Here is a 21600-nt window from a genome sequence, read left to right on the forward strand (position 1 = left end):
GCAGCAATGATTAAGTGCTTCAATTCCATAAAAAATTGTTATGATCCCTTGATGACGACCAATACCCCTCCGACTTCCGGCGTTCAGCTGATCGAAGTCGCGCCGGAGCTTGCCGGCCAACGCATCGACAATTTCCTCATCACGGCCCTCAAGGGCGTGCCCAAGACGCTTGTCTACCGCATCCTGCGCAAGGGTGAAGTGCGGGTCAACAAGGGTCGGGTCAAGCCTGAGTACAAGATTCAGGCCGGCGATATCGTGCGGGTACCACCCGTCCGCTTGCCCGAGCGTGATGCGCCTGCGCCGGTTGCGCAAGGCCTGTTGCAGCGTCTGGAAGCGGCGATTGTCTATGAAGACAAAGCGCTGATCGTGATGAACAAGCCGGCCGGTATCGCCGTGCATGGCGGCAGTGGCCTGAGCTTCGGGGTGATCGAGGCGCTGCGCCAGCTGCGCCCGGACGCCAAGGAGCTTGAGCTGGTGCACCGCCTGGACCGCGACACGTCCGGCCTGCTGATGATCGCCAAGAAGCGCAGCATGCTGCGCCACCTGCATGCCGCATTGCGTGGCGACGGTGTCGACAAGCGCTACATGGCCTTGGTGCGCGGCCACTGGCCGACTGCCAAGAAGCAGGTGAACGCACCGTTGCTCAAGAGCAACCTGCGTTCTGGTGAGCGTATGGTCGAGGTCAATGACGAGGGCAAGGAAGCGCTGACCCTGTTCCGTGTGCTGCGCCGTTTTGGCGACTTCGCGACCATTGTCGAGGCGCGCCCGATCACCGGTCGCACCCACCAGATTCGTGTGCACACCTTGCATGCCGGGCACATGATCGCGGGTGACAGCAAGTACGGCGACGAAGACTTCAGTCGCGAAATCCGCGAGCTGGGCGGCAAGCGCTTGTTCCTGCATGCCTACGCCCTGACCGTGCCGCTGCCTGACGGCGGTGAGCTCAAGCTCGAGGCGCCGGTGGATGAGGTATGGGCTAAGACGGTTGAGCGTTTGAGTGTGTCCTGAGCGATGAAAAAGCCGTATGAACTGCTGATATTCGACTGGGATGGCACCCTGGCCGATTCCATTGGCCGCATCGTCGAGGCCATGAATGCCGCCGCCGAGCGTGCCGGTGAGGCGCCAAGCCACGAAGAGGCGGTCAAGGGCATCATCGGTCTGGCCCTGGGGGAGGCGATCCATACCTTGTACCCGCACCTGACGCCGGCAGCCCTGGAACGCTTCCGGCAGCACTATGCCGACATCTACATGGCGCTCGACCAGCAGCCCTCGCCGTTGTTCGAGGGCGTGGTCGAATCGCTGGATGCCTTCCGTGCAGAGGGTTACCGCTTGGCGGTGGCGACCGGCAAGGCGCGTCGCGGCCTGGATCGGGTGCTCAAGGCCAATGGTTGGGAGCAGTTCTTCGACATCACCCGTGCTGCTGACGAGACCCGTGGCAAGCCGCACCCGCTGATGCTCGAGGAAATTCTCGGCCATTGTGGTGTCGAACCAGGAGGTGCGCTGATGGTCGGCGATTCGGCGTTCGACCTGCAGATGGCCAGCAATGCTGGTATGCATTCGGTGGCTGTCGGGTATGGCGCGATGTCGTTGCAGTCATTGGCCGAATTCGGCCCGCAGCTGTGCATCGATCATTTTTCCCAGTTGCGTGAGTGGCTGGGCCGTTCCGCGTAATTTCACGCCCAAGGCAGGTAAGCATGGCAGACGAATGGAAAGCCCCTGAGTCCGAACCCGAGGAGCGCGAAGAGCGCAAGAGTTGGAAGCTGTTGGAAAAGACCCTGCTGGCGGGCGTCCAGGAGCAGCGTCGCGCGCGGCGCTGGGGGATCTTCTTCAAGCTGCTGACCTTTGTCTACCTGTTCGGCATGTTGGTGCTGTTCACGCCGCTGATGGACATGGACAAGGCGGCTTCGCGCAGTGCCAGCCATACAGCGCTGATCGAAGTGCGAGGCGTGATCGCCGACCAGGAGGCTGCCAGTGCCGATAACCTCGTCAAGAGCCTGCGTGAGGCGTTCAAGGACGCCAAGACCAAGGCGGTGGTGCTGCGCATCAACAGCCCAGGTGGCAGCCCGGTGCAGGCGGGTTATGTCTATGACGAAATTCGTCGCCTGCGTGCCGAGTACCCGGCCATCAAGCTGTATGCGGTAATTACCGACTTGGGCGCTTCTGGTGCTTACTACATTGCCAGTGCGGCGGACGAGATCTACGCCGACAAGGCTAGCCTGGTTGGCTCCATCGGGGTGACGGCAGCGGGTTACGGGTTTGTCGGGTCGATGGAGAAGCTCGGGGTCGAGCGACGCACGTACACTGCAGGCGAGCACAAGGCCTTCCTGGATCCGTTCTCGCCAGAGAAGCCGGAAGAACGGGCGTTCTGGCAGGGTGTGCTGAACACCACGCACCAGCAGTTCATCGCCATGGTCAAGCAGGGGCGGGGTGACCGCCTGAAAGACAAAGAGCACCCGGAGCTGTTCAGTGGCCTGATCTGGACCGGCGAGCAGGCCAAAGCGCTGGGTCTGGTGGATGGCCTGGGCAGTGCCAGCTATGTCGCGCGGGAGGTTGTCGGCGAGAAGGAGTTGGTGGATTTCACGGTCGAGGAATCGCCGTTTGATCGTTTCTCGAAGCGGCTGGGTGCCAGTGTGGCGGAGCATCTGGCGATGTATATGGGGTTCCAGGGGCCGTCGTTGCGTTGAGGGTTCGCCGTCGCAGTTTCGGTGCCTGTGAGATCAAGCGCCGCCCGCGCGCCGGTGCCCCAGGAATAATTGGCCCGAAACAACTGTAGGAGCAGCCTTGTGCTGCGAAGCGCCGCGCGGGCGGCGCTCGACCTCATAAGCGCCACAAATGTTGAGCCTAAGGTATCTCCACCCCTTCCTTCATCAGCATATCCACCAGCCGAATCAGCGGCAGCCCCACCAGGCTGGTCGCATCGCACCCGTGCGTGCTTTGGAACAGGCTCACCCCCAGTCCCTCCGCCTTGAAGCTCCCGGCGCAATCTAGCGGCTGTTCTGCCGTCACATAGCGCTCGACCTGTTTGCGGCCCAGTTCACGCATAGTGACGGTAAAGGGCACGCAATCGACCTGGCAGTGCCCTGTGGCGCTGTTCAGCAGTGCCAGCCCGGTCAGAAAGGTCACCTGCTGCCCGCTCGCCTCCAGCAGCTGCTCGCAGGCGCGGGCGAAGGTGTGTGGCTTGCCCAGGATCTGTTCACCCAGCACGGCGACCTGATCAGAGCCGATGATCAGGTGCCCAGGGTGGCTGCCCGCCAATGCCTCTGCTTTTTGCCTGGCCAGGCGCCGTACCAGCTCCACGGCAGGCTCGTCACCCAGTCGCTGCTCGTCTATATCGGGGCTTACGCAGGTAAATGGCAGGCGCAGGCGGGCGAGCAGTTCGCGTCGATAAGGGGAGCTGGAAGCCAGTAATAAGGGAAGCATGGTAGACTCCTGGTCAGTTGAACCAAATTCTAACATGCAACATGCCGCCTAATTTCCTTTGACAGGTGCGGGGGGCATCCCTAGAATGCTGCGCCTATGTTGAATGACCCGATTCCACCTCACGTTGACCCGCGCAAATTAGCCGATCGTGGCGTAACCCTTGAAGGTTCGCTGCAACTCGCTGATTTGGAAAGACTCTGCGACCCGCTTTCCGACAATGTCGGTACGGTGCAGGCGAAGTTAAATTTTGAACGAGATGAACAGCACGTGGTGGTTATCCACAGCGAGCTCGACGTCGAGGTCAAGATGGTTTGCCAGCGTTGTCTTGAGCTGGTCACCCTGCCGATCCACAGCGAATGTACTTACGCCGTGGTGAAGGAGGGTGCGAATACCCAGTCGTTGCCGAAAGGCTATGACGTGCTGGAACTGGGCGAAGATCCATTGGATCTGCAGGCGCTGGTCGAGGAGGAGCTTCTGCTCGCCTTGCCAATCGTGCCTGCTCATCATCCGGAAGAATGCCAGCAGCCGGCGGGCGCAGACGAGCCCGATTCGAGCAAGGACGAGGTATCGCGGTCCAACCCGTTCAGTGTTTTGGCGCAGTTAAAGCGTGACCCAAACGTTTAGGAGTTAATCAATTATGGCTGTTCAGCAGAACAAAAAATCCCGCTCTGCCCGTGACATGCGCCGTTCGCACGACGCTCTGTCGGAAAACGCGCTGTCGGTAGAGAAAACCACCGGTGAAGTTCACCTGCGCCACCACGTATCGCCAGAAGGCGTATACCGTGGTCGCAAAGTGGTCGACAAGGGCGCTGACGAGTAATCCTTGTCCGCTCAGATCATCGCGATCGACGCAATGGGCGGGGACTTCGGTCCCCGCAGCATTGTCCAGGCTAGCATTGCCTGCCTTTCGGCTACTCCCTCGCTGCACCTGACCCTCGTCGGTCAACCCTCCCTCCTTGAAGATCTTGTCAGCGGCCTTGCGGCGGCGGATCGCGCGCGCCTGCAGATTGTCGCGGCCAGCGAGGTGATTGGCATGGACGAGCGGCCATCCCAGGCGTTGCGTGGCAAACCGGATTCGTCGATGCGCATTGCGCTCGAACTGGTGCGTGACGGCAAGGCTCAGGCCTGCGTGAGTGCCGGCAACACCGGGGCGCTGATGGCGTTGTCGCGTTTCGTGCTCAAGACCCTGCCGGGTATCGATCGGCCGGCCATGGTGGCGGCCATCCCGACCCAGGCGGGGTACTGTCAGTTGCTCGACTTGGGTGCCAATGTCGATTGCAGTGCCGAGAACCTCTTCCAGTTCGCCGTGATGGGCTCGGTGGCTGCCCAGGCGCTGGGCGTGCATCGGCCGCGCGTGGCGCTGTTGAACATCGGCACCGAGGACATCAAAGGCAACCAGCAGGTCAAGCTGGCGGCCACCTTGCTGCAGAACGCCCGTGGGCTCAACTATGTAGGCTTCGTCGAAGGGGATGGCCTGTACCGCGGCGAGGCTGACGTGGTGGTGTGTGACGGTTTTGTCGGCAACATCCTGCTCAAATCCAGCGAGGGCCTGGCGACGATGATCGCTGCGCGCATCGAGAAGCTGTTCAAGGGTGGCGTGTTGTCGCGCGCCGCCGGCGCGCTGGCCATGCCATTGCTCAAACGCCTGCAGGCCGACCTGGCGCCGGCGCGGCACAACGGTGCGAGTTTCCTGGGTTTGCAGGGGATCGTCATCAAGAGTCACGGTTCGGCGGGGGTGCAGGGCTTTCAGAGTGCGATTCAGCGGGCGCTGATCGAGATTCAGGAAAACCTGCCGCAGCGGCTGCATGGCCGCCTTGAAGACCTGTTGCCTTAGGCAATTCGCCGATGAAGTGCTTAAATGTGACCGCTTGGTCCGCGTCTCCATCCAAGTTTTCAGATTCCGCGTCAGGCTGATGCCCGGCGCACCCTATCCGACGACAAGATCATAAGGGCTTGTTCAATGTCTGCATCCCTCGCATTCGTCTTTCCCGGTCAAGGTTCCCAGTCGCTCGGCATGCTCAAAGAATTGGGCGCCGAAAAGCCGGTGATCGTTGAGACCTTCAAGGAGGCCTCCGAGGCTCTGGGCTATGACCTGTGGAAGCTGGTCCAGGAAGGCCCGGAAGAACAACTCAACCAAACCGACAAGACCCAGCCGGCCATCCTCACTGCCTCGATCGCCCTGTGGCGCCTGTGGCTGGAAGAGGGCGGCGCGCAGCCGGCGTTCGTTTCCGGCCACAGCTTGGGTGAATACAGTGCCCTGGTTGCCGCTGGCAGCCTGTCGCTCAAAGATGCAGTGAAGCTGGTCAAGCGCCGTGGCGAACTGATGCAGGAGGCCGTGCCTGCCGGTCACGGCGCCATGGCCGCGATTCTCGGCCTGGACGACGCCGTAGTGGTCGATATCTGTGCCAAGGCCGCCGAAGATGAAGTGGTCAGCGCGGTGAACTTCAACTCGCCAGGCCAGGTCGTGATCGCGGGCAACAAGGCTGCCGTGGACCGTGCCATGGCGCTGTGCAAAGAGGCCGGTGCCAAGCGCGCCCTGCCGCTGGCGGTCAGCGTGCCGTCGCACTGCGCCTTGATGAAGCCGGCTGCCGAGCGTTTTGCCGAATCGGTCAACGCCATTGAATGGACGGCTCCGCAGATCCCAGTGGTGCAGAATGTCACCGCCGCTATCGCCGCCGACCTCGATGCGCTCAAGCATGACCTGCTGGCCCAGCTTTACCAGCCCGTGCGCTGGGTCGAGTGCGTGCAGACCCTGGCCGCCAATGGCGCGGTCAACCTGGTCGAGTGCGGCCCGGGCAAAGTCCTCGCCGGCCTCAACAAGCGTTGCGCCGACGGTGTCACCACCTACAACCTCAATACCCCTGACGCCGTCGCCGCCACCCGTGCGGCGCTGGCCTGAATTGGAGAAGCTTGCATGAGCCTGCAAGGTAAAGTTGCACTGGTCACTGGCGCCAGCCGTGGCATCGGCCAGGCCATTGCCCTCGAACTGGGCCGCCAGGGCGCGACCGTGATCGGCACCGCCACGTCGGCTTCCGGCGCCGAGCGCATTGCCGCCACCCTCAAAGAGCACGGCATCGCCGGCACCGGCATGGAGCTGAATGTGACCAGCGCCGAGTCCATCGAAGCGGTGCTGGGTGCCATCAGCGCACAGTTTGGTGCGCCGACCATCCTGGTCAATAACGCCGGCATCACCCGCGACAACCTCATGCTGCGCATGAAGGACGACGAGTGGTTCGATGTGATCGACACCAACCTGAACAGTCTCTACCGTCTGTCCAAGGGCGTGCTGCGCGGCATGACCAAGGCGCGTTGGGGTCGTATCATCAGCATCGGCTCGGTTGTCGGTGCCATGGGTAACGCTGGTCAGGCCAACTACGCGGCGGCCAAGGCCGGCCTCGAAGGCTTCAGCCGCGCCCTGGCGCGTGAAGTGGGCTCGCGTGGTATCACCGTCAACTCGGTGACCCCGGGCTTCATCGACACCGACATGACTCGCGAGCTGCCAGAAGCGCAGCGCGAAGCCCTGCAGACCCAGATTCCGCTGGGCCGCCTGGGCCAGGCCGAGGAAATCGCCAAGGTGGTTTCCTTCCTGGCCTCCGACGGCGCAGCCTATGTAACCGGCGCTACGGTGCCGGTCAACGGCGGGATGTACATGTAACAACTGCAACTCAATGTGACGGATTTCGTAAAAAAAGAGTCATACTGCGAGCCTAAAATCCGTTATAAAGCTGCAACCAGATTCCAGGCAGCGGGTGCGGTGACTAATCCGAAGGTGCGTTTAGCTTGAAAAGCGAACGTCTTTCTATAAAATTGGTCACCGGCCAGCTGCCTGACATATGTCCATTAGGAGTGAAAACTAGGTATGAGCACCATCGAAGAACGCGTCAAGAAAATCGTCGCCGAGCAACTGGGCGTCAAGGAAGAGGAAGTGACCAACGAGAAGTCCTTCGTCGATGACCTGGGTGCCGATTCGCTTGACACCGTTGAGCTGGTGATGGCTCTGGAAGAGGAATTCGAGACCGAGATTCCTGACGAAGAAGCCGAGAAGATCACTACCGTTCAAGCCGCTATCGACTACGTCAACAGCCACAAGGCCTAAGACGCAGTAGTCGACGCTTCTTGTCGGGAAAAACCGCACTGCCATTGCTGGCGTGCGGTTTTTTCTTTGCGAGCCCCCTGCCTTTAGCTCAAGGGTATCGTTCACCGCGCACCGAGAGCCTGTTGTCATTTCATTCCATCGCATGAATGCAATGCCAAGAGACTCTGTTATTAGAAAAGGAGAGTACTGTGTCGCGTAGACGCGTCGTGGTCACCGGTATGGGTATGCTGTCGCCACTGGGTACCGATGTACCGAGCACCTGGCAGGGCATTCTGGCTGGCCGCAGTGGCATCGGTCCGATCGAACATACGGATCTGTCTGCCTACTCCACCCGTTTCGGCGGCTCGGTGAAAGGCTTTGAGGTCGAACAGTACCTGTCGGCCAAAGAGGCCCGCAAACTTGACCTGTTCATCCAGTACGGCCTGGCGGCCGGGTTCCAGGCCGTGCGTAATGCGGGCCTGGAGGTCAACGACAGCAACCGTGAGCGCATTGGCGTGGCCATGGGCTCGGGCATTGGTGGTCTGACCAACATCGAAGAAACCAGTCGGACCCTGCACGAGCAAGGCCCGCGGCGTATTTCGCCATTCTTCGTGCCGGGTTCGATCATCAACATGATCTCCGGTTTCCTGTCGATCCACCTGGGGTTGCAGGGCCCGAACTACGCCATTGCCACCGCCTGTACCACGGGCACCCACTGCATCGGCATGGCTGCGCGCAACATCGCCTACGGCGAAGCCGACGTGATGATCGCCGGTGGCGCCGAAATGGCCGCCTGCGGCTTGGGCATGGGCGGCTTCGGCGCATCGCGTGCGCTGTCGACCCGCAATGATGAGCCAAGCCGTGCCAGCCGTCCTTGGGACAAAGGCCGTGATGGTTTCGTGCTGTCTGACGGTGCCGGTGCCCTGGTGCTCGAAGAGCTCGAGCACGCCAAGGCCCGTGGCGCGACCATCTATGCCGAGCTGGTCGGTTTCGGCATGAGCGGCGACGCTTACCACATGACCTCGCCACCCGATACCGGCGAAGGCGCTGCCCGTTGTATGGCCAATGCCCTACGCGATGCGGGTATCCAGCCTGAAGAGGTCAGCTACATCAACGCCCACGGCACTTCGACCCCGGCCGGCGATATCGCCGAAGTGGCGGCGATCAAGCGTGTGTTTGGTGAGCATGCCTACAAGCTCGCGGTCAGCTCGACCAAGTCGATGACCGGCCACCTGCTGGGTGCTGCAGGCGCGGTGGAAGCGATCTTCAGCGTGCTGGCGATCAACAGCCAGATGGCGCCGCCGACCATCAACCTGGACGAGCCGGACGAAGGGTGTGACCTGGACTTCGTGCCGCACCAGGCGCGCAGCATGCCGATCGATGTGGTGCTGTCCAACTCGTTCGGCTTTGGTGGCACCAACGGCTCGCTGGTGTTCCGCCGGTTCGCCGGTTGATGCACAGCTGGGTCGACGGCCAGCCGGAGGATGCAGTCAACCTGCAAAACCGCGGCCTGGCATACGGCGATGGTCTGTTCGAGACCATCGCCGTGCGCGGTGGCCGGCCCAGTTTGCTGGCGGGCCACCTCGCACGCCTGGCGCTGGGTTGCCAGCGCCTGGCAATCGACGTCGACCTGGCGTTGGTTGAAGACGAGCTTCTGCGTTACGCCAACCAGCTCGGTGATGGCGTCGCCAAACTCATCCTGACCCGTGGCGACAGCCAGCGCGGCTATGCCCCGGTTGCCGGTGCCGCGCCGCGGCGCATCCTTCAGGGCAGCCCGCTGCCCAGCTATCCTGTCGAGCATGCCGAGCGTGGCGTGCGTTTGTTCCCGTGCCAGACTCGGCTTGGGGAACAACCGCTGCTGGCCGGGCTCAAACACCTCAATCGCCTGGAGCAGGTGCTGGCGCGTGCCGAATGGCAGGACAGCGAGCATGCCGAAGGTCTCATGCGAGATGGGCAGGGCAGGGTGGTCGAAGGGGTGTACAGCAATCTTTTCCTGGTGCGTGACGGCGTGCTACTGACCGCAGACCTCAGCCGATGCGGCGTCGCGGGCGTGATGCGTGCCGCATTGTTGCAGCAGGCCCAGGCGCTGGCCATTCCCGTCCAGGTTCGTGACCTGGCATTCGATGAACTGCAGCAGGCGGATGAAGTATTCGTTTGCAACAGTGTCTATGGGGTTTGGCCTGTGCGGGGAATTGCCGCGCTGAACTGGTCGCCAGGCCCACTCACCCGTAAACTGCAGGCCGTTGCCCGTACGTTACTGGATACCTGAATTCGTGAGACGCAAATTCCTGCTGCTGCTGGAAATGGGGTTGATCCTGGCTGGCCTGGCATTCGGCTGGTCGGCCTGGAAGGTCAACTCGGTCCTGGAGCAGCCCTTGCACGTGACGCAGGAGCGCCTGCTCGATGTGCCCAATGGCACCAACCCCAACCGCATGTTCTACCGCATGCAGAACGAGGGGTTGCTCGATGACGCCTTTTGGCTGCGGCTTTACTGGCGCTTCAACATGGCCGGTACGCCCCTGCACACCGGTGAGTACCGCCTGACCCCGGGCATGACGGTCGAACAGTTATTCGATGCGTGGCGCCGGGGCGATGTCGTGCAGTACAACCTGACCCTGGTCGAAGGCTGGACCTTCCGCCAGGTACGCTCGGCGATCGCCAAGCACGAAAAGCTCAAGCACACGCTGGACGGCCTGTCCGACGCCGAGGTCATGGACAAGCTTGGCCACACCGGGGTGTTCCCTGAAGGCCGCTTCTTCCCGGACACCTATCGCTTCGTGCGTGGCATGAGCGACATCGAATTGTTGCAGCAAGCCTACATGCGCCTGGACGAAGTGCTGGCCAAAGAGTGGTCGGAGCGCACCACCGACCTGCCTTATCGCGACCCCTACCAGGCGCTGATCATGGCCTCGTTGGTGGAGAAGGAAACCGGCATCCCGCAAGAGCGTGGGCAGATTGCCGGCGTGTTCGTGCGGCGCTTGCGCCTGGGCATGATGCTGCAGACCGACCCGACAGTGATCTATGGCATGGGCGAGCGCTACAACGGCAGAATCACCCGTGCCGACCTGCGTGAGCCAACGCCCTATAACACCTACACCATTACCGGCCTGCCGCCGACGCCCATCGCCATGGTCGGCCGCGAGGCGATTCACGCTGCGCTCAATCCGTCCGATGGCACCAGCTTGTATTTCGTCGCTCGTGGCGATGGCAGCCACGTGTTCTCCGACGACCTGGACGATCACAACTCGGCGGTGCGCGAGTTCCAGCTCAAGCGGCGGGCGGATTACCGCTCCAGCCCGGCTCCGCAGGCCCAGCCGGGAGCGGGGGAGGCCGTGGAGCCCGAGGCGCCCGCAGCGGACCAGCCAACCGCGCAGCCTGAGCCCGATGAGGCGCCCGCGCAGGATGCAGCCCCGGCCAGCGACCCTGCCCCCGTCGATGCACCGGCCACTGCGCCGGCGCCCGACGAACAACATTAAGGACTGCCTGTGAGCGGCTTGTTTATTACCTTGGAAGGCCCCGAAGGCGCGGGCAAAAGCACCAACCGTGAATACCTGGCGGCGCGCCTGCGCGAGCAAGGCCTGGATGTGCTGTTGACCCGTGAGCCGGGCGGTACGCCCCTGGCCGAGAAGGTGCGTGAACTGTTGCTGGCACCCAGCGATGAAACCATGGCGGCCGATACCGAGCTGTTGCTGGTGTTCGCTGCACGCGCCCAGCACCTGGCGCAGGTGATCCGCCCTGCGCTGGCCCGTGGCGCCGTGGTGTTATGTGACCGGTTTACCGATGCCACCTACGCTTATCAGGGGGGGGGGCGTGGGTTGTCCGTCGAGCGTATCGCCACCTTGGAGCAATTCGTCCAGGGCGACCTGCGCCCTGAACTGACCCTAGTCTTCGACCTGCCCGTGGAAGTCGGCCTCGCCCGCGCCGCTGCGCGTGGCCGCCTTGACCGTTTCGAGCAGGAAGGCCAGGCCTTCTTCGAGGCCGTGCGCCAAGCCTACCTGCAGCGTGCCCATCGTGAGCCGCAGCGCTACAGCCTGCTGGACGCCGCGCAACCGCTGGAGGCCGTGCAGCGCGCCATCGATGCGCTGCTGCCGGGTATTCTGGAGCGTTGCCGTGGCTGAAGCCTACCCCTGGCAGCAGGCCATCTGGCAGCAGCTGGCCGGTCGCAGTCAGCACGCCCACGCCTACCTGCTGCATGGGCCGCAGGGCATTGGTAAGCGGGCCCTGGCCGAGCGGCTGATGGCGCGCCTGCTGTGTCAGCAGCCGCAGGGCCTGGATGCCTGTGGTAGCTGTAAGTCCTGCTTGCTGCTCAAGGCCGGTAGCCACCCGGACAACTATGTACTGGAGCCCGAAGAGGTCGACAAGCCGATCAAGGTCGACCAGGTGCGTGAGTTGGTGGCTTTCGTGGTGCAGACTGCGCAGTTGGGTGGGCGCAAAGTCGTGTTGATCGAGCCGGTCGAGGCGATGAATATCAATGCCTCCAACGCCCTGCTCAAAAGCCTTGAAGAGCCCTCCGGCGACACCGTTCTGCTGTTGGTCACGCACCAGCCCAGCCGCCTGTTGCCGACCATCAAGAGCCGTTGCCAGCAGGTCGCTTGCCCGCAGCCTAGCCTGGCCCAGAGCCAAGCCTGGCTGGCCCATGCGCTGGCCGACAGCGATGAAGCGGAGCGCGATGAGTTGCTGACCCTGGCCGCTGGGTCGCCATTGATGGCGGTGAGCTTGCAGGCGCAGGGCGTGCGCGAGCAGCGTGCGTTGGTCACCGACGGTGTGAAGAAACTGCTCAAGCAGCAGCAATCGCCCAGTCAGTTGGCAGAGGCTTGGAATGGCGTGCCGTTGTTGCTGTTGTTCGACTGGTTCTGCGACTGGTCGCACCTGATCCTGCGCTATCAGTTGACCCAGGACGAAGAAGGGTTAGGCTTGGCCGATATGCGCAAGGTTGTGCAGTACCTGGCGCAAAAAAGCCGCCAGGCCAACGTGCTTCAGGTGCAGGCGTGGATCCTGGAACAGCGCCAGAAGGTGCTGGGCAAGGCTAACCTGAACCGCGCCCTGCTGCTCGAAGCGCTGCTGGCGCACTGGCAGCAGTTGCCAGGCGCCCGCTGACTTTCCCTTTTTTCATGTGTGCCGTTATCCCATGCTCGTAGATTCCCATTGCCACCTTGACCGTCTTGACCTGAGCGCCCACCAGGGCTCCCTCGATGCCGCCCTGCAGGCTGCACGTGAACGCGGGGTGGGGCACTTCCTGTGCATTGGCGTCAGCGCCGAGAACGCTGGTGCGGTCAAAGCGCTGAGTGAGCGGTACGCCGATGTCGATTGTTCGGTGGGGGTGCACCCGCTCGACCTGGCACCGGGCGAAACCCCGGCCCTGGAGTGGCTGTTGCGTGAGTTGGCGCATCCGCATGTGGTGGCGATCGGTGAAACCGGCCTGGACTACCACTACGAGCCGGAAGCCGCCGAGTTGCAGCAGGCATCGTTTCGCCTGCACCTGGAGGCCTCGCGCCAGACCGGCAAGCCGGTGATCGTGCATACCCGTGCTGCGCGGGCTGACACCCTGGCGCTGCTGCGCGAGGCGAACTTGCCCCAGGCCGGTGTGCTGCACTGCTTCACCGAAGACTGGGACATGGCCAAGGCGGCGCTGGACCTGGGTTACTACATCTCGTTGTCGGGCATCGTCACCTTCCGCAATGCCGATGCCTTGCGTGAAGTGGCGCGCCAAGTGCCTGTCGACCGCTTGCTGGTGGAGACCGACTCGCCGTACCTGGCACCGATTCCGCACCGGGGCAAGCCTAACCTGCCGCAGTATGTGCGTGAGGTGGCCGAATACGTCGCCTCGTTGCGAGGGGCTAGTTATGAGCAGTTGGCGGAGCAGACCACCGCCAACTTCAAGCGGTTGTTCCCGCTGGCTCGCGTGGCCGGGTAGCGCGACAGGCAAAAAAAACCCGGGTTCTGGGGGAGGGAATCCGGGTTAAGACCATTAGGAGTAAAACAAAGGTACGCGGTCCCTGAGCACCTTTATCGGCGCGCCACTTGGGGGGGATGCGCCGCGCCAACACTTCAAGTATTGGTCAGGTTTGGCGCAGTGCCAGTGGCTGTTGGTCGTTTTTTAAACAGATTTGGAATACGCCCGCGTTCGGTTGCACTCTCAGTGCATGGCCAGGCGCCGCACCTGCTGAACAGTTTCGTCGATCAGCTGCTCACTGGTATAGAAATGCGGTGAAAATCGCACACCGCCGCCGCGCAAAGCGCAACTTGTGCGCTCGGCCATCAAGGCCTTGTGGATGTCCACGCTGGCCTGCCCTTTGATACTGAATGTGACGATGCCCGCTCGTCTGCCTGGGTCAGCCGGGGTGTGCAGCACAACACCGGGCACTGATGCCAAACCTTCATACAACTGGGCCACGCGCTGCTGCAATTGCTGCGCGACCGTGCCGATACCGACCTCCTCCAGGAGCGACAGGCTTGCCTCCAGCGCATGGGCGCCGAGCATGTTAGGGCTGCCACACTCGAAACGCCGCGCGCTGTGTGCGGGCTGCCATTGGCGTCGGTCGAAGTCGCCCAGGTGTTCCAGCATGTGCCAGCCATAGGCATTGAGTTCAAGTTGCGGGCGGAGCGCGGCGCGGCAATAGAACATTCCCAGCCCCTCAGGGCCGAGCATCCACTTATGGCCATCGGCCACGGCAAAATCACACTGAAAGCGTTGTACGTCGAAGGGCAGGGCGCCGACCTGCTGAATGGCATCGATGCAGAACAGTACATTACGCGCCCTGCAACCTTCACCCAGGCGCGCCAGGTCCAGGCGCAGGCCGCTGCCGAACTGCACCGCGCTGACCGCCAATAGCCGGGTGCGCGGGCCGCAGGCCGTCAGCAAGGTGGCTTCGGGGTCTGGGCCGGCCAGGCTGGCCTCGATCACCTGCACGCCACGGTCGGCCAATGCCTCCCACACCACGCGGTTGGAAGGGAACTCCTCGTCGCTGATCACCACCTGGTCGCCCGCTGCCCAGTCCAAGCCAAAGGCAACCAGCGACAGCCCTTCTGAGGTGTTTTTCACCAAGGCGATATCGCCAGGCGAGGGCGCATGAATAAGCCGCGCCAGCCGCGCGCGCAGGCGTCGCTCGGTGGCCAGCCAGGATGTGTACTCGCTGGCACCGAGGCAAACGTTGTCGCGGGCGAAGCGGGCCACTGCCTCGGCAGCCCGGCGTGGCCAGGGGGCGATGGCGGCGTGGTTCAGGTAGCGCAGCCCGGGAGCATGGTCGAACTCATCGTGAAACATAGACATGGTTGGATGATCCGTGCAATTTCCCGCAAGTTAGGCATAATAAACCGCTTCGATTGTCATCCAGTCCTTCCTATGCAGAAAGAACCTCGTAAGGTCCGTGAGTTTCGCCGTCGCGAACAGGAAATCCTCGATACCGCGCTCAAGCTGTTTCTCGAACAGGGTGAAGACAGTGTCACCGTCGAGATGATCGCTGACGCGGTAGGTATCGGCAAAGGCACGATCTACAAGCACTTCAAGTCCAAGGCGGAGATCTACCTGCGCCTGATGCTCGACTACGAGCGTGATTTGAATGAGCTGTTGCATTCGGCCGACGTCGACCGTGACAAGGAAGCCCTGTCGCGGGCCTACTTCGAGTTCCGCATGCGCGACCCGCAGCGCTATCGCCTGTTCGACCGCCTGGAAGAAAAGGTGGTCAAGGGTAATCAGGTGCCGGAGATGGTCGAGCAGTTGCACAGCATCCGCGCCTCCAACTTCGATCGCCTCACCCAGTTGATCAAGGGCCGTATCAGCGAAGGCAAGCTCGAAGACGTACCGCCGTACTTCCACTACTGCGCGGCCTGGGCGTTGGTGCATGGCGCCGTGGCGCTGTACCACTCGCCGTTCTGGAGCAATGTGCTTGAGGATCAGGAAGGTTTCTTCCAGTTCCTCATGGACATCGGCGTACGCATGGGCAACAAGCGCAAACGCGACCCGGAACCCACCCACTGACCGGTCCGGTGGCTCCAGCATGAACAAGGTGCTTGCAAAAACCTGATTTATGAGTCAGGTTTTGCCAGCCCCGCTTCATCCATGCTGGAGTCATCCATGATCGTCGATCGTCAAGGCAGGCGTTTTCGCAACCTGCGTGTCAGCCTGACGGCTGCCTGTAACTATGCGTGCACTTACTGCGTGCCCAATGGCAAGCGCCTGGTAGCGGCGCAGGACGAGCTGTCGGCGCAAGCCCTGGCGCGGGGCGTTGCTTATCTGATTGAAGCCGCGGGTATCGAGCGTTTACGCATTACTGGTGGCGAGCCGCTGGTCAGCCCCCGCCTGGATGGCTTTCTGGCTGCCATTGCCAAACTTCCCCTCGACGATATCTCGCTGACCACCAATGGCCAATTGCTCGCGCGCAAGCTGCCAGCGCTTCATGCCGCCGGCATCCGCCGTTTGAATGTGTCCCTCGATACCCTCGACCCGCTAGCGTTTCGCCGCATCGCCCGCGGTGGCGACCTGGCCAGTGTGCTGGCAGGCATGCAGCACGCCAGCGAGCAGGGCATGCGCATCAAAGTGAACATGGTGCCGATGCGTGGGCAAAACCTCGACCAGGTGTTGCCGATGTTGGATTACTGCCTCGAGCGGGGTTTCGAGCTGCGCTTCATCGAGCTGATGCGCATGGGCCACCTGGCCAGTGATCGCAATGCATTTTTGCAGCAGTTCGTGGGCCTTGATCAGTTGCTCGGGCTGATTGGTGCCGAGCATGCCTTCGAGCAGGTCGATGTGCCGGTGGATGCTACGGCCCTGCGTTACCAGATCCCGGGTAAAGGCCATTTCGGCGTAATAGCCAACGAGAGCGTGCCGTTTTGCCGCGGTTGCTCGCGGCTACGTTTGTCATCCACGGGTTGGCTGCATGGCTGCCTGTCGTCGAGCAACCGCCACTATGTCGGCGATCTGTTAGAAAAGCCGCGTCATCTAGCGCTTCCTGCCCTGCAGCGGCTGCTGGTCAAAGCCCTGGCAGACAAGCAGGATGTGGCGTTTTCCGGGGGGTTACGGTGATGAAGGTGATCGGCGGCTGAGTCTGGCGCAAAAGCTGCATCCGCCGGCTATTCGCCGGTTTTTCGTCGCCGGCCACTGGAGGAAAGATGCGTAGCCTGGTCTTGCTGCTGGCGCTGATGGCGTTGGGCGGCTGCATGAATGTCAGCGATATGGGCGAAGGCGTCCGTTACCACATGAGCGACGCCGGTCTGCTCGATCACAGCGATACCCGCAGGACCCTGTCTATCCGCCTGCAGCCCGACTCGTTCATCTTCATTGGCCAAGGCGCCTTTGTGCCGCCCGGTAAAGGGCCAGTACCGCAGCAGAATGTGGTTGCCGACCAGGCCTTCAAGAGCTTCGTCGAGTATTTCCCCCTAGTACGCCGTGCCCAAGGCCCGCTCGGCTTGGAGGACGCGATCGCCCAGGCGCGTTCGGTGGGCGCGGACTACGTGCTGTACACCCGTTTCGCACGTACCGATGACCGCATCGGCAACGGCGACGAATGGTATGACGAGCAGGCTGTTGACCGCCTCGGCTGGGACACTGGGGTGGTGCAGATGATGCTGATCGAAACCAATACCCGCTACTTGATCGACACCGCACGCATCAAAAGCCGTGGCGGTTTGTTGACGTTCCACGACAATACGCCGGAAGATTTGCTTGCCGCGCCGATGCGCGAGTACGCTCGTAGCCTTCTGGGCATGAGCGAATGAGGCAAGCGTGATGAGCGATTCCGGCAAGGCCAATGACCTTCTGGCGCAAATCCCCAAGGCGAAGGGCCTACCGCCCGTGCACCTGTGGAACCCGGACTTCTGCGGCGACATCGACATGCGCATCGCCCGCGACGGCACCTGGTATTACCTGGGCACGCCGATTGGGCGCAAGCCGATGGTGCGGTTGTTTTCCACGATCATCCGCCGCGACGGCGATGACTATTTCCTGATAACCCCGGTGGAGAAGGTCGGCATCCGTGTCGACGATGCGCCCTTTGTCGCGGTTGTCCTGGAGGTACAGGGCGAGGGTGAGCAACAAGTATTGCGCTTCACCAGCAATGTCGACGACCAGGTCGAGGCGGGGCCGGATAACCCATTGCGGGTCGAGCTCGATCCTGTCACGCAAGAGCCATCCCCCTACGTACTGATGCGCAGCAACCTTGAAGCGCTGATTCATCGCAATGTGTTCTACCAACTGGTCGAGCTGGCGGTGCCGCGCATTATCGACGGTGAAGAGTGGCTGGGGGTATGGAGCCGGGGCGAGTTCTATCCGATCGGGCGTACCGGCTGACACCTTGTGGCGGCTGGCATGTGCCTGTCTTGAGCAGTGTGGTGTCATTAGGATCGAGCGCCGCGCGCGCGGCGCTCGGTCTGCCAGGCGCTGCAGCATTCCAGCCGTACAACGAAAAAGCCCCCGGTTGCTTGCGCACCCGGGGGCTTTTAAGTGTTTGGCTCCGCGACCTGGACTCGAACCAGGGACCCAATGATTAACAGTCATTTGCTCTACCGACTGAGCTATCGCGGAATCTGCGCATATCTTACTGATCACCAAAGGGAAGTCAAGCTTCCCCCTGGTAAATCAGAATCGAATCAAGCAGTTACAGCACTTCGACGATGGCCTTGGTGACCACGTGGATGTTGCTTTGATTCAGTGCGGCGACGGCAATGCGGCCAGTGTCCAGCGCGTAGATGCCGAACTCGTTCTTCAGGCGAGCCACTTGCTCGACGGTCAGGCCGGAGTAGGAGAACATGCCCACTTGGCGGCCAACGAAGCTGAAGTCGCGCTTGGCACCGTAGGTGGCCAGCAGCTCGACCATCTGCTTGCGCATGCCGTGGATGCGCTGGCGCATTTCGCCCAGTTCCGCTTCCCACATCTGACGCAGCTCGTCGTTGTTGAGCACGGTGGCGACGATGGTCGCGCCATGGGTCGGCGGGTTGGAGTAGGTGGTGCGGATCACACGCTTGACCTGGGACAGCACGCGGGTGCTTTCGTCCTTGGAACCGGTCACGATCGACAGGGCGCCGACGCGCTCGCCATACAGCGAGAACGACTTGGAGAACGAGCTGGAAACAAAGAAGTCCAGGCCCGACTCGGCGAACAGGCGCACGGCGAAGGCGTCTTCAGCGATGCCGTCACCGAAGCCCTGGTAGGCCATGTCGAGGAATGGCACGTGGCCCTTGGCCTTGACCACTTCCAGGACGTTTTTCCAGTCGTCCAGGTTAAGGTCGACACCGGTCGGGTTGTGGCAGCAGGCGTGCAGAACGACGATCGAGCCGGACGGCAGGCTGTTCAGGTCTTCGAGCATGCCGGCGCGGTTAACGTCGTTGCTCGGCGCGTCGTAATAGCGGTAGTTCTGTACCGGGAAGCCCGCGGTCTCGAACAGGGCGCGGTGGTTTTCCCAGCTAGGGTCGCTGATGGCAACCACGGCATTGGGCGACAGGCGCTTGAGGAAGTCGGCGCCAATTTTCAGCGCACCGGTGCCGCCAACGGCTTGCACGGTGACGACACGGCCAGCGGCCAACAGCGGCGATTCGGCGCCGAACAGCAGTTTTTGCACGGCCTGGTCGTAAGTCGCGATACCGTCGATCGGCAAGTAGCCGCGCGAGGCATGCTGGGCAGCACGCTGGGTCTCGGCTTCGATCACGGCGCGCAGCAGCGGAATGCGGCCTTCCTCATTGCAGTAGACGCCCACGCCCAGGTTGACCTTGTCAGTACGTGGATCGGCGTTGAATGCTTCGTTGAGGCCCAGAATAGGGTCGCGGGGTGCCAGCTCGACAGCGGAAAACAGGCTCATTGTTACCTTGGCTCTGATTGGAGAGTGATAGGACGTACACGCTCCAGCCGAATGCACTGAAGCGGTGCACAAACGGGGAGTCAGTATAGTGATACCGACCGGTCACTGCGACACTCTGGCGCAGCTTTTCCGGCCATTTACGCAAATATTTTTTGACCATTGGTCTTATTGCCGTGTCCACAGCAATAAGCGTTCACACCTGGGGCTTGAAACCGGCCCCGAGCGAGCGCATTTGGGTATAGACTACTGGCTAAATTTACAGTTGCTGCGACACCGCGAGGTCCCTCATGTCCGAGTTCCAGCTCGTCACCCGTTTCCAGCCGGCCGGCGATCAGCCCGAAGCCATTCGCCAGATGGTCGAAGGCATCGAGGCGGGGCTTTCGCACCAGACGTTGCTCGGCGTGACCGGCTCGGGCAAGACGTTCAGCATCGCCAACGTCATTCAGCAAGTGCAGCGCCCAACCTTGGTGCTGGCGCCGAACAAGACCCTGGCGGCGCAGCTGTATGGCGAGTTCAAGGCGTTCTTCCCGAACAACGCGGTCGAGTATTTCGTTTCCTACTACGACTACTACCAGCCCGAGGCCTATGTCCCGTCGTCCGATACCTTCATCGAGAAGGATGCATCGATCAACGACCATATCGAGCAGATGCGCCTGTCGGCGACCAAGGCCTTGCTCGAGCGGCGCGACGCGATCATCGTCACCACCGTGTCGTGCATCTATGGCCTGGGCAGCCCCGAGACCTACCTGAAGATGGTCCTGCACGTGGACCGCGGCGACAAACTCGACCAGCGCGCCTTGCTGCGCCGCCTGGCTGACTTGCAGTACACCCGCAACGAGATGGATTTCGCCCGCGCCACCTTCCGTGTGCGCGGCGACGTAATCGACGTGTTCCCAGCCGAATCCGACCTTGAAGCCATCCGCATCGAGCTGTTCGATGACGAAGTGGAGAACATCGCTGCCTTCGACCCGCTCACGGGGGAAGTCTTTCGAAAGCTGCCGCGCTTCACGTTCTACCCCAAGAGCCACTATGTGACCCCGCGTGAGACGCTGCTCGACGCTGTCGAAGGCATCAAGGAAGAGCTCAAGGACCGGCTCGAATACCTGCACAAGGGCAACAAGCTGGTGGAGGCGCAGCGGCTGGAGCAGCGCACCCGTTTCGACCTGGAAATGATCCTGGAGCTGGGTTACTGCAACGGTATCGAAAACTACTCACGCTATTTGTCTGGGCGCCCCTCCGGCGCGCCGCCACCCACCCTATACGACTACCTGCCCGCGGATGCGCTGCTGGTGATCGACGAGTCACACGTCAGCGTCCCCCAGGTCGGCGCCATGTACAAGGGCGACCGCTCGCGCAAGGAAACCCTGGTCGAATACGGCTTCCGCCTGCCTTCGGCGTTGGACAACCGGCCCATGCGCTTCGATGAATGGGAGTCGGTCAGCCCGCAGACTATTTTCGTTTCGGCAACCCCCGGTCCCTACGAGGCCGAACATGCCGGCCGCGTGGTCGAGCAGGTGGTGCGGCCCACCGGTCTGGTCGACCCGCAAGTGGAGATACGCCCGGCGTTGACCCAGGTCGATGACCTGCTGTCGGAGATCCGCAAGCGTGTCGATGCGGGGGAGCGGGTGCTGGCGACCACGCTGACCAAACGTATGGCCGAGGACCTCAGTGATTACCTGGCCGACCACGACGTGCGGGTGCGTTACCTGCACTCGGACATCGACACGGTCGAGCGGGTGGAAATCATCCGCGACCTGCGCTTGGGCACCTTCGATGTGCTGGTGGGCATCAACCTGCTGCGTGAGGGGTTGGACATGCCTGAGGTGTCGCTGGTGGCGATTCTCGATGCCGACAAGGAAGGCTTCCTGCGTTCCGAGCGGTCACTGATCCAGACCATTGGTCGGGCCGCGCGTAACCTCAATGGCCGGGCCATCTTGTACGCCGACCAGATGACCGGCTCGATGCAGCGGGCCATCGATGAGACCGAGCGGCGCCGGGAGAAGCAGATTGCCTTCAACCTGGCCAACGGTATCGTGCCCAAGGGGGTGGTCAAGGACATCACCGACATCATGGAAGGCGCTACCGTACCCGGCTCGCGCAGCAAGAAGCGCAAGGGTATGGCCAAGGCCGCGGAGGAGAGCGCCCGCTACGAAGCCGAGCTGCGCACGCCGGGCGAGATCACCAAGCGTATCAAGCAGCTGGAAGAGAAGATGATGCAGTTCGCGCGGGACCTGGAGTTCGAAGCCGCAGCGCAAATGCGCGACGAGATCACCCAGTTGCGGGAGCGGCTGATCACCAGCTGAACCTTTGCTCCCG

22 protein-coding genes, 1 tRNA gene and 1 pseudogene are annotated in these 21600 nt (G+C 62.1%); 20 read left to right on the forward strand and 4 right to left on the reverse strand.

Going from position 1 to position 21600, the window contains the following annotated elements; translation table 11 throughout:
* Positions 1 to 51: 51 nt before the first annotated feature.
* Genes rluC through sppA form a run of 3 tightly spaced genes read left to right on the forward strand, consistent with a single transcriptional unit; the run spans position 52 to position 2684 of the window.
* On the forward strand, positions 52 to 1008 hold the full coding sequence (gene rluC, locus LOY53_RS07320) for a 23S rRNA pseudouridine(955/2504/2580) synthase RluC (RefSeq protein ID WP_252827113.1): 957 nt from the start codon (positions 52 to 54) through the stop codon (positions 1006 to 1008).
* A 3-nt stretch (positions 1009 to 1011) separates the two neighbouring features.
* Positions 1012 to 1671, forward strand: a complete 660-nt coding sequence (locus LOY53_RS07325; RefSeq protein WP_258703799.1) for an HAD family hydrolase — start codon at positions 1012 to 1014, stop codon at positions 1669 to 1671.
* Positions 1672 to 1694: 23 nt separating this feature from the next.
* Entirely contained in the window at positions 1695 to 2684 is a 990-nt protein-coding gene (gene sppA, locus LOY53_RS07330; protein ID WP_252827115.1) for a signal peptide peptidase SppA, read from the forward strand.
* Positions 2685 to 2841: 157 nt separating this feature from the next.
* On the opposite strand, the gene LOY53_RS07335 is transcribed toward sppA, so the two are convergent.
* The gene (locus LOY53_RS07335; RefSeq protein ID WP_252827116.1) at positions 2842 to 3420 is read right to left on the reverse strand and encodes a nucleoside triphosphate pyrophosphatase; all 579 of its coding nucleotides are present in this window, start codon (positions 3418 to 3420) and stop codon (positions 2842 to 2844) included.
* A gap of 96 nt (positions 3421 to 3516) precedes the next feature.
* Here LOY53_RS07335 and LOY53_RS07340 point away from each other — a divergent pair, with 96 nt between their 5' ends.
* The 12 genes from LOY53_RS07340 (at position 3517) to LOY53_RS07395 (ending at position 13409) form a co-directional block, all read left to right on the forward strand.
* Entirely contained in the window at positions 3517 to 4044 is a 528-nt protein-coding gene (locus LOY53_RS07340; protein WP_252827117.1) for a YceD family protein, read from the forward strand.
* Positions 4045 to 4057: 13 nt separating this feature from the next.
* Entirely contained in the window at positions 4058 to 4240 is a 183-nt protein-coding gene (gene rpmF / locus LOY53_RS07345) for a 50S ribosomal protein L32 (protein WP_003247154.1), read from the forward strand.
* 3 nt (positions 4241 to 4243) lie between these two features.
* Positions 4244 to 5254 carry a phosphate acyltransferase PlsX gene (gene plsX / locus LOY53_RS07350; protein ID WP_099430112.1) on the forward strand — a complete coding sequence of 337 codons (1011 nt, stop codon included), beginning with the start codon at positions 4244 to 4246 and terminating at the stop codon, positions 5252 to 5254.
* Between the two features lie 126 nt (positions 5255 to 5380).
* Positions 5381 to 6319: an ACP S-malonyltransferase gene (gene fabD, locus LOY53_RS07355; RefSeq protein ID WP_252827118.1), complete on the forward strand. Its 939-nt coding sequence runs from the start codon at positions 5381 to 5383 to the stop codon at positions 6317 to 6319.
* A 15-nt stretch (positions 6320 to 6334) separates the two neighbouring features.
* Positions 6335 to 7075, forward strand: a complete 741-nt coding sequence (fabG, locus tag LOY53_RS07360; RefSeq protein ID WP_252827119.1) for a 3-oxoacyl-ACP reductase FabG — start codon at positions 6335 to 6337, stop codon at positions 7073 to 7075.
* A gap of 204 nt (positions 7076 to 7279) precedes the next feature.
* Positions 7280 to 7516 (forward strand): acyl carrier protein, encoded by a 237-nt coding sequence (gene acpP / locus LOY53_RS07365; RefSeq protein WP_008096410.1) that lies wholly within the window; start codon positions 7280 to 7282, stop codon positions 7514 to 7516.
* Between the two features lie 188 nt (positions 7517 to 7704).
* The gene (fabF, locus tag LOY53_RS07370) at positions 7705 to 8949 is read left to right on the forward strand and encodes a beta-ketoacyl-ACP synthase II (protein ID WP_027596081.1); all 1245 of its coding nucleotides are present in this window, start codon (positions 7705 to 7707) and stop codon (positions 8947 to 8949) included.
* Complete coding sequence (gene pabC, locus LOY53_RS07375; RefSeq protein ID WP_258703800.1) at positions 8949 to 9764, forward strand: aminodeoxychorismate lyase; 816 nt, start codon at positions 8949 to 8951, stop codon at positions 9762 to 9764. The genes fabF and pabC overlap by 1 nt, the downstream gene beginning before the upstream one ends.
* Positions 9765 to 9768: 4 nt before the next feature.
* Positions 9769 to 10971 (forward strand): endolytic transglycosylase MltG, encoded by a 1203-nt coding sequence (gene mltG / locus LOY53_RS07380; RefSeq protein WP_252827121.1) that lies wholly within the window; start codon positions 9769 to 9771, stop codon positions 10969 to 10971.
* 9 nt (positions 10972 to 10980) lie between these two features.
* Entirely contained in the window at positions 10981 to 11613 is a 633-nt protein-coding gene (tmk, locus tag LOY53_RS07385) for a dTMP kinase (RefSeq protein ID WP_258703801.1), read from the forward strand.
* Positions 11606 to 12592 carry a DNA polymerase III subunit delta' gene (locus tag LOY53_RS07390; protein WP_258703802.1) on the forward strand — a complete coding sequence of 329 codons (987 nt, stop codon included), beginning with the start codon at positions 11606 to 11608 and terminating at the stop codon, positions 12590 to 12592. The genes tmk and LOY53_RS07390 overlap by 8 nt, the downstream gene beginning before the upstream one ends.
* A gap of 31 nt (positions 12593 to 12623) precedes the next feature.
* Positions 12624 to 13409, forward strand: coding sequence for a TatD family hydrolase (locus LOY53_RS07395; RefSeq protein WP_258703803.1), 786 nt, complete (start codon positions 12624 to 12626; stop codon positions 13407 to 13409).
* Positions 13410 to 13631: 222 nt separating this feature from the next.
* Here the strand turns inward: LOY53_RS07395 and LOY53_RS07400 are convergent, their stop codons facing one another.
* Positions 13632 to 14765, reverse strand: coding sequence for an aminotransferase class V-fold PLP-dependent enzyme (locus LOY53_RS07400; RefSeq protein ID WP_258703804.1), 1134 nt, complete (start codon positions 14763 to 14765; stop codon positions 13632 to 13634).
* A 72-nt stretch (positions 14766 to 14837) separates the two neighbouring features.
* On the opposite strand from LOY53_RS07400, the gene LOY53_RS07405 reads away from it, so the two are divergent.
* The 4 genes and pseudogenes from LOY53_RS07405 to LOY53_RS07420 all read left to right on the forward strand — a co-directional run bounded on the left by LOY53_RS07405 (position 14838) and on the right by LOY53_RS07420 (position 17780).
* A complete protein-coding gene (locus tag LOY53_RS07405; RefSeq protein WP_027596088.1) occupies positions 14838 to 15473 on the forward strand; it encodes a TetR/AcrR family transcriptional regulator in 636 nt (211 codons plus the stop codon).
* Between the two features lie 96 nt (positions 15474 to 15569).
* Positions 15570 to 16537: pseudogene (locus tag LOY53_RS07410) on the forward strand (GTP 3',8-cyclase MoaA).
* 66 nt (positions 16538 to 16603) lie between these two features.
* The gene (locus tag LOY53_RS07415) at positions 16604 to 17209 is read left to right on the forward strand and encodes a DUF4823 domain-containing protein (RefSeq protein WP_085273686.1); all 606 of its coding nucleotides are present in this window, start codon (positions 16604 to 16606) and stop codon (positions 17207 to 17209) included.
* A 10-nt stretch (positions 17210 to 17219) separates the two neighbouring features.
* Positions 17220 to 17780 carry a DUF1285 domain-containing protein gene (locus LOY53_RS07420; protein ID WP_258703805.1) on the forward strand — a complete coding sequence of 187 codons (561 nt, stop codon included), beginning with the start codon at positions 17220 to 17222 and terminating at the stop codon, positions 17778 to 17780.
* A gap of 158 nt (positions 17781 to 17938) precedes the next feature.
* Here LOY53_RS07420 and LOY53_RS07425 read toward each other — a convergent pair.
* Positions 17939 to 18014, reverse strand: a tRNA-Asn gene (locus LOY53_RS07425).
* Positions 18015 to 18087: 73 nt separating this feature from the next.
* Positions 18088 to 19284 carry an amino acid aminotransferase gene (locus LOY53_RS07430; protein ID WP_099453315.1) on the reverse strand — a complete coding sequence of 399 codons (1197 nt, stop codon included), beginning with the start codon at positions 19282 to 19284 and terminating at the stop codon, positions 18088 to 18090.
* 287 nt (positions 19285 to 19571) lie between these two features.
* On the opposite strand from LOY53_RS07430, the gene uvrB reads away from it, so the two are divergent.
* Positions 19572 to 21587 (forward strand): excinuclease ABC subunit UvrB, encoded by a 2016-nt coding sequence (gene uvrB / locus LOY53_RS07435; protein WP_027596093.1) that lies wholly within the window; start codon positions 19572 to 19574, stop codon positions 21585 to 21587.
* The last annotated feature ends 13 nt before the right edge of the window (positions 21588 to 21600 follow it).

It is taken from the genome of Pseudomonas sp. B21-031 (assembly GCF_024748985.1).
Lineage (GTDB): Bacteria > Pseudomonadota > Gammaproteobacteria > Pseudomonadales > Pseudomonadaceae > Aquipseudomonas > Aquipseudomonas kermanshahensis.